The 13792-nt window shown below is 36.1% G+C and carries 8 protein-coding genes; 3 read left to right on the forward strand and 5 right to left on the reverse strand.

What is annotated here, in order from left to right; translation table 11 throughout:
• Window positions 1-122: 122 nt before the first annotated feature.
• Window positions 123-2492 (forward strand): accessory Sec system translocase SecA2, encoded by a 2370-nt coding sequence (gene secA2 / locus AB3X49_RS10185; protein ID WP_367961849.1) that lies wholly within the window; start codon window positions 123-125, stop codon window positions 2490-2492.
• A gap of 11 nt (window positions 2493-2503) precedes the next feature.
• The gene (locus AB3X49_RS10190) at window positions 2504-3385 is read left to right on the forward strand and encodes an accessory Sec system S-layer assembly protein (RefSeq protein ID WP_002030040.1); all 882 of its coding nucleotides are present in this window, start codon (window positions 2504-2506) and stop codon (window positions 3383-3385) included.
• A gap of 70 nt (window positions 3386-3455) precedes the next feature.
• Here AB3X49_RS10190 and AB3X49_RS10195 read toward each other — a convergent pair whose 3' ends face one another.
• Both AB3X49_RS10195 and AB3X49_RS10200 read right to left on the reverse strand, forming a co-directional pair.
• Complete coding sequence (locus AB3X49_RS10195) at window positions 3456-3827, reverse strand: hypothetical protein (protein WP_002125538.1); 372 nt, start codon at window positions 3825-3827, stop codon at window positions 3456-3458.
• 234 nt (window positions 3828-4061) lie between these two features.
• A complete protein-coding gene (locus AB3X49_RS10200; protein WP_033708836.1) occupies window positions 4062-5540 on the reverse strand; it encodes a SulP family inorganic anion transporter in 1479 nt (492 codons plus the stop codon).
• 233 nt (window positions 5541-5773) lie between these two features.
• Between AB3X49_RS10200 and AB3X49_RS10205 the strand changes: the two genes are divergently transcribed.
• Window positions 5774-6244, forward strand: coding sequence for a hypothetical protein (locus AB3X49_RS10205; protein WP_002010927.1), 471 nt, complete (start codon window positions 5774-5776; stop codon window positions 6242-6244).
• A 38-nt stretch (window positions 6245-6282) separates the two neighbouring features.
• Here the strand turns inward: AB3X49_RS10205 and AB3X49_RS10210 are convergent, their stop codons facing one another.
• The 3 genes from AB3X49_RS10210 to AB3X49_RS10220 form a co-directional block, all read right to left on the reverse strand.
• Complete coding sequence (locus tag AB3X49_RS10210) at window positions 6283-7839, reverse strand: fatty acid--CoA ligase (RefSeq protein WP_367961854.1); 1557 nt, start codon at window positions 7837-7839, stop codon at window positions 6283-6285.
• A 271-nt stretch (window positions 7840-8110) separates the two neighbouring features.
• A complete protein-coding gene (locus tag AB3X49_RS10215; RefSeq protein ID WP_002010930.1) occupies window positions 8111-9601 on the reverse strand; it encodes a coproporphyrinogen III oxidase in 1491 nt (496 codons plus the stop codon).
• A gap of 141 nt (window positions 9602-9742) precedes the next feature.
• Window positions 9743-13561: a SpaA isopeptide-forming pilin-related protein gene (locus tag AB3X49_RS10220; RefSeq protein WP_367961856.1), complete on the reverse strand. Its 3819-nt coding sequence runs from the start codon at window positions 13559-13561 to the stop codon at window positions 9743-9745.
• Between the last annotated feature and the right edge of the window lie 231 nt (window positions 13562-13792).

A 13792-nucleotide genomic window follows, 5' to 3' on the forward strand; every position in this document is an offset into this window, starting at 1 on the left:
ATATAATATGTGCAAGATACGCGTATTTTTATCCAGTATTTTCTTCAATTTACTACTTCTACTTGTTCAAGATAAACATGTGCTATAATGTAGCTATTGTCAGTAAGAGGAGTGTTTACAACATGCTGAATTCGGTAAAGAAATTGTTAGGAGATTCTCAAAAGAGAAAGCTAAAAAAATATGAACAACTCGTTCAAGATATTAATGATTTGGAAAAACAAATGTCTGATTTACCTGACGAAGAATTACGTCACAAAACTGTCACATTCAAAAGTATGCTTAAGGATGGTAAAACAGTTGATGACATAAAAGTAGAAGCATTCGCTGTTGTACGCGAAGCCGCAAAACGTGTGCTTGGATTACGCCATTACGATGTGCAGTTAATCGGAGGACTTGTATTACTAGAAGGTAATATTGCAGAGATGCCAACTGGTGAAGGAAAAACATTAGTTTCCTCTCTCCCAACATATGTACGTGCCCTTGAAGGAAAAGGCGTTCATGTTATTACTGTAAACGATTACTTAGCGAAGCGTGATAAAGAATTAATTGGCCAAGTCCATGAATTTCTAGGCTTACAAGTTGGATTAAATATTCCTCAAATCGATCCTTCTGAAAAGAAACTTGCGTACAAAGCTGATATTACATACGGTATTGGAACAGAGTTTGGCTTTGACTATCTTCGCGATAATATGGCTGCTTCACAAAATGATCAAGTTCAGCGCCCCTATCACTTTGCTATTATCGATGAGATTGATAGCGTTTTAATTGATGAGGCGAAAACGCCACTTATCATTGCTGGGAAGAAATCAGGTAGCTCTGATTTGCATTATTTATGTGCAAAAGTTATTAAATCATTCCAAGATACCCTTCACTATACATACGATGCAGAATCGAAATCAGCTAGTTTTACAGAAGACGGTATTACAAAAATAGAAGATTTATTTGACATCGATAACTTATATGATTTAGAGCATCAAACTCTATACCATTATATGATTCAATCATTACGTGCCAATGTCGCTTTCCAGCTTGACGTTGACTATATTGTGCATGATGAAAAAATACTACTTGTAGATATTTTCACAGGACGTGTTATGGATGGTCGCTCTTTAAGTGACGGCTTACATCAAGCACTAGAAGCAAAAGAAGGTTTAGAAATTACAGAAGAAAACCAAACACAAGCTTCTATTACAATTCAAAACTTCTTCCGTATGTATCCGGCATTATCAGGTATGACAGGTACAGCAAAAACGGAAGAAAAAGAATTCAACCGTGTATACAATATGGAAGTTATTCCAATTCCAACGAACCGTCCTATTCTTCGTGAAGATAAAAATGACGTAGTATATGTAACAGCTGATGATAAATATAAAGCTGTGCGTGAAGAAGTTCTAAAACAGCATAAACAAGGACGCCCTATTTTAATTGGGACGATGTCTATCTTGCAATCTGAAACTGTTGCTCGTTATTTAGATGAAGCAAACATAAAGTATCAATTATTAAACGCTAAAAGTGCAGAGCAAGAAGCAGACTTAATTGCAACTGCCGGGCAAAAAGGTCAAATTACAATCGCTACCAATATGGCAGGCCGAGGTACTGATATTTTACTAGGTAAAGGTGTCCACGCCCTTGGTGGATTACATGTAATTGGAACAGAACGTCATGAATCTCGCCGTGTTGATAACCAACTTAAAGGACGAGCTGGCCGCCAAGGTGATCCGGGAAGCTCTCAATTTTTCCTATCTTTAGAAGATGAGATGCTAAAACGCTTTGCTCATGAAGAAGTAGAAAAGCTGGAGAAATCACTGAAACCTGACAAAACGGGACTTATTAATACACCTAAAGTTCATGATTTCATCAACCGTACACAATTAATTTGTGAAGGTGGTCATTTCTCAATGCGTGAATATAATTTAAAATTAGATGACGTAATTAATGATCAACGTAATGTTATATACACACTACGTAACAACCTTCTAAAAGAAGAAACAAATATGATAGAACTTGTTATTCCAATGATTGAACACTCTGTGGATGCAATTGCTAAGCAGCACCTTCTTGAAGGAATGCTTCCTGAAGAATGGGATTTCACTAGTTTAACAGCATCTATTAAAGAAGTTTTAGCGGCTGAAACTTTGCCGCCATTATCTGCGAACGACGTACATTCACCTGAGGATTTACAAATCGTTTTAAAAGATACAATTTCTAGCTATATCGAACGTGTACAAGAATTAAATGACCATGCGGATTTACAACAATCACTGCGCTACGTTGGTTTACACTTCCTAGATCAAAACTGGGTAAATCACTTAGATGCAATGACTCACTTGAAAGAAGGTATTGGCTTAAGACAATATCAACAAGAAGATCCAACTCGCCTTTACCAAAAAGAAGGTTTGGAGATTTTCTTATACACTTACGGTAATTTTGAAAAAGAAATGTGCCGATATATCGCGAGACATTTAGCAGTTCCAGAAAACGTACAATCATGAGGTGAAAATTTATGTTATCATTCCTGAAAAAGGCAAAGAAAAAAGGAAAAGATACTACTGTTTCTAGTAATCAATTATTTGGACAAGAAGAAACTACTTCTCAAAACAAAACGGTAAAGCCAGTTCTTTACTTCCATCCTAGCTGGGGTGACGTAGCACAAGAACAAAAATACATTTATCAATTCTTACATAAAGAATTACCACGTTTACAAGAATATCAAATTTCCTTATCAGGAATTGAAATTGAAAAACGTGATGGCGCATACGATGTAGCTGCTTTCATTCGCAGCAGTGTCCCAAAACCAATTTCTTTCGAAGAAGTTACATTACTTCTATTAAACAAAGATAAAAAGCTGTGCGCACGTAAAACATTTAACTTATCTGCACTTGGCGATATTCCCGAAAACGTGAATATGCCTTTCGTATTTACATTTGAGCAAGAAACAATAACGGAAGCTGAACTATCTCAATCAGATTGGGAATTAGCTTTCGAACTTGAAAGTAAGCATCAACTAGATTTAGATCCATCTTGGGAATCTCAGTTACCTGAAGCAAGCAAAGATGCTTTACGTAATTTTGTAGACAATTTAACACCTCCAAATGAAGGTGAAATTAACTTCCTAGGTTTACAAGCCGCACTGAAAGAGAACGGCGATTTACATACAACACTTCTAATTCGTAACGGCTGTAAAGATAACATTCAACTAGAACAACTTCCTCTTCATATTGAAGATGCTTCTGGAGAAGTCGTTGTTAAAGGTGCTTTCACGTTACCGAATCTTGAAATTAAAGCGAATACTACAAAACCGTGGTCATTTGTTTTCCCTGCTTCATCCATCTTGAAACAAAACATGGATTTATCTAGCTGGAAAGCATTTGTACCACAAGACTAATATACAAAAAAGCCTATCCTAAAAGATGGTCATCACACCTTTAGGATAGGCTCTATTTTTTATGTAAAATCTACTTCGTTACTAATAAACGTTCAATATGATACTCAGCTTCTAGTTTACACATTTCATCTACATGCTTTACTTCGCTCTTGTTTAACAGCTCTAATTGTTCTTCGCTCGGCTGCTCACTAATAAGCTCATTAATTTTTTCATTTACTTTCATCGCTAATGCTTGATGGAAATCTGGATGTCCTTTCAACTCGTCATCTACTTTATTAATCCAAGTTGATTTTGTGTATAAATATTGTTTCCACTGTTCAACAAATTGCTGCATATCAAATTTTTCTTCATTCCATTCAATTTCTTTCATATATCTCTCAAAAGAAACAACAATTGATCGTGTAATCCCGATCTTCACTCCATGTGGTAACTGTTTGTACATCAAATATTCCCTCCAGCTTAAAGCTCTTCCTTCTGAATATAAAGGAATCTCAAAATTCATATACCTTCTTATAATAGCACATTGCTAATCTAAGATGTTACTATACTGTGTAGAAAATCAATTGTCAACAGACGTATAACATTTAGATATAATGATTTTATACATAGTAAGCACATATACAAATAATAAGAACCTTCACACTCTATAACGCAATTCATGTGAAGGTTCTTATTGTTATATTGCCTTAACTTTTAAAAACTGCAGTTTCTCTTTTTGCTCATCATTCGCCATCATTACTATCGTCTTTTCAACATGCGGATGTACATGTTCAAGTGTCACACTCGCTCCTGCTTTATCCGATTGCTCAACAAAGTTTAATAACGCCATAGCTCCTGATACATCCATATAATGTACATCTTTCATACGCAAACTAACTGGTGACTTCACATCTTGTAAAGAAGCAAAAATACGATCTACTGATAGAAATGAAAGTGGTCCCTGAATCGTATACGTCGCTTCTTTTTCTTTTATAATAGAAGCTTTACGTTCTTTACACTTCACCATGTATATAATGAAGGAAAGAATAATGCCAAACGCAACAGCAACCATTAAATCGAATTTCACTGTCACAACCATCGTCACGAACATAACAATCACATCACCTCTTGGTGCTACATGTGCTTTCTTCATGCTTTCCCAATCAAACATCCCGATGCCAGTTAAAATTAAAATACCTGATAATACAGCAAGCGGAATATATTGTACCACTGAACCGAGTCCCATAATGAAAATAAATAATATGACACTATGCATACAAGCCGACAGTGCCGTCTTCCCCCCGCTTCTTATATTGACGATAGATCTAACAGTTGCACCTGCTCCTGCTAATCCACCGAACAAACCACTCGCAATATTGCCAATACCTTGTCCGATTAACTCTTTATTACTTTTATGACGTGTCCCCGTCACATTATCCATTACGACAGACGTTAATAACGAGTCAATTGATCCTAGTAAAGCAATACTAAGCGCTGGTAATACAAGTGCTAACATGCCATTTGCGTCTAAATTCGGTACGTGAAGAGATGGCATCGCCTCTGGAATTGCACCTATTTTTTCAATCATCTTATTTAAAGAAAGAGTTCCTACAACTGGTAAGTTTACCGTAATTCCTTGTAGCATAGAAGAAAATAACGGCAACGTTACTGTAACACCTACTAATGCTACTAAACTTGATGGAATGGCCTTAATCCATTTTCCAGAAACAATCATTACAATGATCGTTAATAACACAAGCAGAAAGCTATTTTGTACGTGCTTCATTTCACCTAAAATAATAATCAGTGCAATCCCATTCATAAACCCTGAAACAACAGGATACGGAATGTAACGAACGTAAGAGCCGAGCTTACATACACCAAATAAAATTTGAAATAACCCTGCCATCATAAATGCAATAAAGCTTGCTTCTAATCCGTGAGTTGCAATAACACCTGTTGCAATAACTGTAATCGGCCCAGTAGGACCCGTTACTTGCCCCGGTGTACCACCAAATAACGCCGCAAACAAACCTGCAAAAATCGCACCATACAATCCGACTAGCGCTCCCTCAGACGTTCCCGTTGCGGCAATACCAAATGCAATCGCTAGCGGCAAAGCAACAATCGCAACAGTAAACCCTGCTAAACATTCCTTTGCTATTTTTTGAAACATATAAATAACCACCTTCTTATAAAGTCCATGTTCCATTGTACATCTAAAACAAATCATTCGTTAGCGTATTTATAAAAAACTCTTTACAGTCTCGTGAAGTAAACGTCTACATTTACAAATAGCCTTCCCAAGTCAAACTAAAAAACAGCAATATGACGAATCTACCTTTGGAAACAAACTTGACTATGCTATAATGAACAAATTAAATCTTTTACTATATACTTGGAGGCACTATGCTAACTTTTGAAGAAAAATTATCAATTATTGAATCTTTCCCGGAATTAGAAAGAAAGAACGTATCATTAAAACGCGTAAACTTTCACTTTGAAGAAAGTCGTTTAGATAAAAAGAACGTTGTATATCATTTACACCCAAATGGAAACGGATTTGTATATGCAAACTTCATTAAAGGTTATAGAACAGATGATAAAGGTATGATTAACATCCGTGAGTTTTCAGAAGAAGAACTGCGTTCATTAATTGAAAAAGTAATTGAACGTCTATCACAGGAGCAAGAGGAAATTGTAGCACCAATGGAACCTGCTGCGGAAGAAGAATGGCGTAACGAAGACGGACATATCCTAACTCTTATTCAAGAGGATGACATGTGGAACGTTTACGCTGGCGTAAACTTAGACGGTACATTCAACTCTTATCCAGAAGCTGCGGAATACCTTGATGAAGAAGGTTTCTCACGCAAGTAATAAAAATGCCTTTCCGAATTTGGAAAGGCATTTTTTCATTATTTTTTCATACCTTTTAACGACTCTCTCAGCACAAATTTTTGCAACTTCCCACTCGCATTACGAGGAAGTTCATCTGCAAATAAGTAATGACGCGGACGTTTATAGTCGGCTAATTCATCACTTTCTTTGCAATACATTTCTAAATCAGCTTCTGAAATATTTTTATCTTTCTTTACAACGACCGCAACAACACGCTCTCCCCATAGTTCGTCTGGCTCACCAAGTACTGCAACATCTAATACACCAGGGTGACTATGAAGAAAATCTTCAATTTCGCGAGGATAAATATTTACGCCACCGCTAATTACCATATCATCAACGCGGTCTGCAACGAATAAATAACCGTCTTTATCGAAGTAGCCTAAATCACCAGAATGATACCATCCTTTATACATCGATTTTGCATTTGCTTCTTCTCGGTTATGATATCCAGCCATCATGGTCGGGCCACGCAAAATAATTTCCCCTACTTCATAAGGAGGCAATACATCATCTGGCTCTGCTGGTGCATCTTCGTTCGGTTTAACAATTCGAATTTCATGGCTAAAGCACGGCGTTCCTGCTGAACCAGCTTTCGTAATTTGATCCTCTTCTACGAGAAACGCAACAACTGGTCCCATTTCTGTCATTCCGTAAATTTGGACAAGATCAATATAAAGACGCTCTTTACATTCCTTCACTAACGCCGGAGCCATCGCAGCCCCGCCATATACACCGATTTTCATCGACGTTAAATCATACTTAGTTAGATCTTTTTGCAGTAACATATTCCACATCGTCGGTGCTGCAAAAAACGTCGTAATCTTCTCTTCTTGAATGGTATGTAATACTCTATCCGTATCAAAATGATGTAAAATAACATTCTTTCCGCCAACTTGAATGCGCGGTATGATTCCAGCGTTTAACTCGCCGCAATGATATAAAGGCGCTACCACAAGACCGGCGCTATCCCTGTTATATTTTATGAAATACGTACAAATCATACTATGCTCAGCCATATCACGATGGCGATGTAGTACGCCTTTCGGATGACCAGTCGTTCCGCTCGTATAAAGCATAGAACAAAAATCCATTTCATCGACTACAATATCTACTTTCTCAGCTGATGCTTCATTTACTTTTTCATGGTAAGAACTAGCATAGGAAGGTGCATCGTCTTCCACGTACCAAAAAGACGAATTTGGAAAATCTCGTTCAATCATAGCAACTGTTGATTCGACTGCTTTTTCAAAGACAACTACTTTCGAGGCTGCATCTTGGAGGATATACGATAATTCTTTTGCTTTTAAGCGGAAATTAATTGGATTGAAGATCGCGCCAATTTTCGCACAGGCTAAGTAAACGTTTACAAATTCACGACAGTTATATAGGTAAACAGATACACAATCTCCCTTTCTTACTCCTTCTTTCAATAGAGCTTGCGCCGTTTTATTTATTTGCTCATCCCACTGTTTATATGTCCAACGAATATTTTTTTCTGGTTCTACTAACGCCTCTTTATTCGGATACTTGCCAACTGTCAAATCAAAAATTCTCCCTATCGTCATGTACATGCCAACAATTTCCCCCTTTTCTCTTTCATAAATCTATCATTTCGTCTATAAGTAGACATTTTCCTCTAATAATCTGACTAATTTTTCTGATTATTATCGACATAGTTTTACATATGGACCGTTTGATGGTAAATGAAATTATATCGGCGATTTTTTGAATATATCGAACGCAACTCAATTTATATCAGCTATTTTTCGAATATATCGACTTACCGACAAAAACTGATAATATAAAAAGAGGCTGTTCCAAATCGGAACAACCCCCTTCTTCTTACACGAATAGCTCTTCTAAAATTTTCAGTTTATCTTCTGTATATTTCACGAAGCCATCGTTATATGATTTTGGATCTTTCGGATTCGCAAAGTGTGTAATTGCTCCTGTTTGTGGGTGAACAAATTTACTTGATGCCCCGCAACCAAGTCCGATAATCGATTGTACTTCTTCCATAATAACAATATTGTAGATACTTTCTTGCGTCGGTATTGCATACCCAACGTTTTCTAAGTTACCTAAAATATTTTTTTGACGATATAAATAGTATGGCACGTAATTATGGTTCTTCGTCCACTCTTCCGCCTCATGCATCATCGCAGTAATTTCTTCGCGACCTGCTACTTTATATTTACGTTTGTTTTGCGTCATTTCAGAAGCACGTTTAAATGATAACGTATGAACTGTTAACGATTCTGGCATTAACTTTTCTGTTTCATCTAACGTATGCTTAAAGATGTCTAATCCTTCACCAGGAAGACCAATAATTAAATCCATATTAATATTGTTCATTCCCATTTCACGTGCTAAATGATACTTCTCAATCGTTTCTTCTACAGTGTGATGACGTCCAATTGCTTTTAGTGTTTCTTGATGGTATGACTGCGGATTAATACTAATACGGTCAATGTTCCATTTATTTAACACTTCTAGCTTTGCTGGTGTGATTGTATCTGGGCGACCTGCCTCAACTGTTACTTCACGTACATCTTTCACATCAGGGAAAGCTTGGTACATTTCTTCATACAACATATCCATCTCTTCTGCTGTAATACTCGTCGGTGTACCGCCGCCGTAATAAATCGTCGTAACTGTAACACCTTTTTCTTTTAAAAACTTACCAATTTCACGAACTTCATAATGTAACCCGCCTAAGAACGAATCAACTGATCCTTGGCGTCCGTTAATTGCATAAGCCGGGAACGTACAGTACGCACATTTTGTAGGACAAAACGGAATACCGATGTAAATACTTACTTCTTCTTTCAAGCGGTATAAATCTGGAACAACCGCTAATTGGCAATCAACAATACGCTGAAGAAGTTCAATTTTCTCTTCATGAATTAAATAACTTTCACGAAGTTCTTTATGCGCTTCTTCTTTTGACATACCATTTTGAAGCAGTTTGTGAAGAAGTTTCGTTGGGCGTACCCCAGTTAATATTCCCCAGCTCTGTTCAAGTCCAGTTAGCTGTTGAAGTACAGAAAGATATACGTAAGAAACAACATGTTTCACTTGCTTCATACGTTCTTTTTCTTCTGTGAAAGCAGATAAATCTTTCGCGAATGTTTCTTCATACACATTTCCGGTTGCAACATCTGTTAAACGAGCCGATGCTGTCACATTACCTTCTATCTGTATATCAACGATAAGATTTGCTTCTTCTTTCTCAAACCCTATCGTGCTCTCTTCAAAAAATAAACCGCCAATATTTTGTAGCGGACGTAAAAAACGATCATCTTGTAACGTTTTAATTGAAATTAACAACATTATCACCTTTTCATTTGCAAACTCTCTTTAGTTTACTTGAAGGGCGTTTGAAGGTCAATACAGAAGGTTTTACCTTATTTCTTCTATTAAAAACTTAAAGGCATAAGAGATAACATTTCTCTTATGCCTTTTATAAACCTATTAGCTATTTTTAATCATAAATCTTAAACGTATTCCTAATAACACCAGAATTACACCTATAAATGGAAGGTAATCCGTATTATGCCCTGTAGCTGGAAGTTTTTGATTATTAGAACCGCCTTGTTCTTTTTCTGGTAAGTTAGGCTTTTCTACTTCTTCGCCTGGGCTTTCTGTTCCTTCACCTGGCTTTTCTATTCCTTCACCTGGTGTTCCTGTTTCCCCACCTGGTGTTTCTGTTCCTTCACCTGGCTTTTCTGTCTCTCCACCTGGTGTTTCTGTCTCTCCACCTGGTTTCTCTGGACCTTTTCCTGTTTCTTTTTCATTGGTAATTTGAAGCTTTATAACTTCTACTTTCTCATTAGAAATCGTAAATTCAATTCCCTTATCAGATAAATTATATCCTTCTGGAGCCTGGACTTCTTTTAAAACGTAATCTCCTGGTTCCAGTTTCTTCGAAGTTGCTTTACCATTTTTATCTGATGTTAATGTGTCTATTTTTATTCCATCTTTCAGAATTTCAAACACTGCACCTTCTAATTTTTTATCTGTATCATTAGCATCTATCTTTGTAATTTCTACTTGACCTGTGATTTTTTCTTTCACTTTTTCATTCAATACTTCTTGTTTTGCTACTTCATTTGCTACAACATTTACTTTTACTGTAACTTCTACCGCTTTGTAGCCTTCTGGCGCTTTCGTTTCTTCTAACGTATACTTACCTGGCACTAAGTTTTCGAATGTCACAACACCATCTTTATTCGTTGTTTTCGCTTCTCCAACTACTTGACCAGTTTCGTTTTTCAGTCTGAATTCTGCGCCTTCTAGAACTTTTCCACTCTCTGCATCCTTTTTGATTACTTGTAAGCTTCCTAGTTCTTTCGCATTTTCTACTTGTACTTGTACTACTTTGTTTGCTTCCACAACGACTTCAATTTCTTCTTTTAGTAATTTATATCCTTTTGGTGCTTTCGTTTCTTTTAACGTGTATTTTCCTGGTTCTAATTTTCCAGAGATGACTTTACCTGTTTTATCTGTTTGTAACATCTCTACTTTCTTACCATCTTTATACACTTCAAATTCTGCGTCTGATAAAAGCTTCGTTTTATCGTTTGCATCTACTTTTACGATTTCAAATTGACCAAGGCTCTTACTATTCGTTACTTTTACATCAACAACTTTTTCACCGTCGACTGTTACATGAATTACTTGTTTTGTTAACTCATAACCTTCTGGTGCTTTTGTTTCTTCTAACGTATACTCACCCGGTACTAGTCCTTCTACTTTAACCGTTCCAGACTTATCTGTTGTAATTTTTTCTTTTACAACATTTCCTTTAGCATCTTTCAATGTAAATACTGCGCCTGCTAAACGTTCCGCTTGATCTTTATCATCTGTTTTAATAATTTGTAGAGAGCCCAAGAGTTTTTCATTTTCTGCCTCTACTTTTACTACTTCTTTCTCATTTTGAATTGTTACTTTCCATGCTTTATTTGAAATCTTGTAACCTGCTGGTGCTTTCGTTTCTTTCACTGTGTATTCACCTAATGGTAATTTCGGTGACATCGCTTTTCCACTCTCATCAGTTTTCAACTCTGCTACCTTTTTACCATCTTTATACACAGTAAATTCTGCATCTGATAATAGCTTCGTTTTATCATTCGCATCTACTTTTACGATTTCAAATTGACCCAGAACTTTTTCGTTCATTACTTCCTGTTTTACTACTTCATTTGCTACAACATTTACTTCCACTTTTAATTCTACCGCTTTGTAGCCTTCCGGCGCTTTCGTTTCTTCTAACGTGTACTTACCTGGCACTAAGTTTTCGAATGTCACAACACCATCTTTATTCGTTGTTTTCGCTTCTCCAACTACTTGACCAGTTTCGTTTTTCAGTCTGAATTCTGCGCCTTCTAGAACTTTTCCACTCTCTGCATCCTTTTTGATTACTTGTAAGCTTCCTAGTTCTTTCGCATTTTCTACTTGTACTTGTACTACTTTGTTTGCTTCCACAACGACTTCAATTTCTTCTTTTAGTAATTTATATCCTTTTGGTGCTTTCGTTTCTTTTAACGTGTATTTTCCTGGTTCTAATTTCTTAGAGATTACTTTACCTGTTTTATCTGTTCGTAATGTATCTATTTTTTCACCATCTTTATACACTTCAAACTCTGCGTCCGATAATAGCTTCGTTTTATCATTCGCATCTACTTTTACGATTTCAAATTGGCCTGTAGCTTTTTCAGCGATTTTTTTATTCAACACATCTACAGTCACTGTTTTATTAGCAGCTACATCAACACGAACTGAGCTAGATGATAGTTCATAACCTTTTGGTGCTTCAACTTCTTTTAATGTATATGTTCCAACTGGAAGTTGTTTTGATAAAGCTGCACCTTTACCATCTGTAATAATTGTTTCAACAACATTTCCATCTTTATCTATAACATCAAATTTTGCACCTGGTAGAAGTTGACCAGATTCACTATCTTTTTTCAACAATTTAAATTGACCATTCTCTACTTTTTTCGTATTCTTCATAATAATTTCAATTACGTTTGTACCATTAATTGTTACTTTTACTGGTGTATCAACTTTTATATATCCTTCTGGTGCACTTATTTCTTTTACAAAATAGTCACCAAGTGGTAAATCCTTGACTTCAGCAATATCCTTTTCATTCGTTGTAACAGTAGCTACAACATTATTGTCTTTGTCTATAACATCAAATTTTGCATCTTTTAAAACAATGTTTTCATCGTTTGCATCAACTTTTTTAATTTGTAAATTTCCTTTTTCAACTGATGGATTTTTCCATTTCGGCCAGTTAAATTTAAAATTGTGAACCTCAAACCCATCTCTTTGGTGTAATCCCCCAACATAGGCTTGTCCATTAATAGAACCACCCTTTGTCTCTACAACAGCATTTGGAGCAAATACACTTCCTACTACGCCATATCCTTTTGTTGATATTTTTGTAGCATTCGGAAACGCCCAAATTACTTTACTAGCTAACTCAGTAAAAGGTGAATTAGGATCATATGCTTGTGATGTATTAATTAAGTCTGTTGCCATCCCAGTATTTTTCGTATCGTACAAAATTGCACCGCTACCAAAATTCACTTCTTCTGCGTCTGAATAAATAACAATAAAGTCTTTGTTATTTACATTCGGAAGATAAACATCTCTTACATCAAATGTTTTCTTTCCTGTTAAGCCTGAAGAAACATAAATATTAGGATTGTTTACATCCTCTCCGATGCCAAAACTCATATTAGGTTTTGGTTTATCAGTATGTAATTGACTCGCATCTCCAATTACACCATCAACGTCTTTTCTAAATTCTTTGAACTTGGCATCAATCTCTGCTTGCTCTTTATAAGAGATACGGTCATAAGATGACTTCATTGCACCTTCTGGGTCACCATCTTTTGTCATCGCCACTGTTCCATCTTGAATGATTACTTGTCCTGCTCCCGCTTTCGTAAATTGACCACCTAGTAATAATGATGGATATCCTTCCTCTTTCCATGTTGCTCCAGCTAAGTTGTTTGCTCCAGTTGCAGCCGCTACGACTGTATAACTTGATGCGTTCATGTTTTTTTGAACAGCCATCGCACCCTCAATATCCGCACTCGTTGCACTATGATCACCAAAAATGATTGCGTTATAATAAGATGTATCGCCTAAACCTTTTAATTCTGTTGTAGCTGCCTCCGCTTTATACGGTAAATGGATTAAAAAATTCATACATACTAACAATATAATTATAAAACTACTGCATATCTTTTTTACTTTTTGACCTAATGATTTCCTCAAGAAATTCATTCCCCCCTTTTCAAATTTCAAAAACTTATAACAAGAAGTACATTTCAGATGTACTTAAAACCTATTCATACTAATTTACAAATAATCCATTTAAATAAAACAAAGAAGCTCTACAACTAATTGGCGAAACTACTACAATTCATTTTTGAGATAATACGTGAACTAAACTAAGAACCTGTCTAGAATCTTTTTAATAAAATCGCCACGCCTGCCAATAAGCAA

This window comes from Bacillus sp. C30, assembly GCF_040838255.1.
Lineage (GTDB): Bacteria > Bacillota > Bacilli > Bacillales > Bacillaceae_G > Bacillus_A > Bacillus_A mycoides.

Coding starts and splice junctions, on each gene's coding strand:
- AB3X49_RS10215 (WP_002010930.1), bottom strand. CDS start 9,601: ATGTTGTTAATTTCAATTAAAACGTTACAAGATGATCGTTTTTTACGT.
- AB3X49_RS10210 (WP_367961854.1), bottom strand. CDS start 7,839: ATGTACATGACGATAGGGAGAATTTTTGATTTGACAGTTGGCAAGTAT.
- AB3X49_RS10190 (WP_002030040.1), top strand. CDS start 2,504: ATGTTATCATTCCTGAAAAAGGCAAAGAAAAAAGGAAAAGATACTACT.
- AB3X49_RS10205 (WP_002010927.1), top strand. CDS start 5,774: ATGCTAACTTTTGAAGAAAAATTATCAATTATTGAATCTTTCCCGGAA.
- secA2 (WP_367961849.1), top strand. CDS start 123: ATGCTGAATTCGGTAAAGAAATTGTTAGGAGATTCTCAAAAGAGAAAG.
- AB3X49_RS10200 (WP_033708836.1), bottom strand. CDS start 5,540: ATGTTTCAAAAAATAGCAAAGGAATGTTTAGCAGGGTTTACTGTTGCG.
- AB3X49_RS10195 (WP_002125538.1), bottom strand. CDS start 3,827: ATGTACAAACAGTTACCACATGGAGTGAAGATCGGGATTACACGATCA.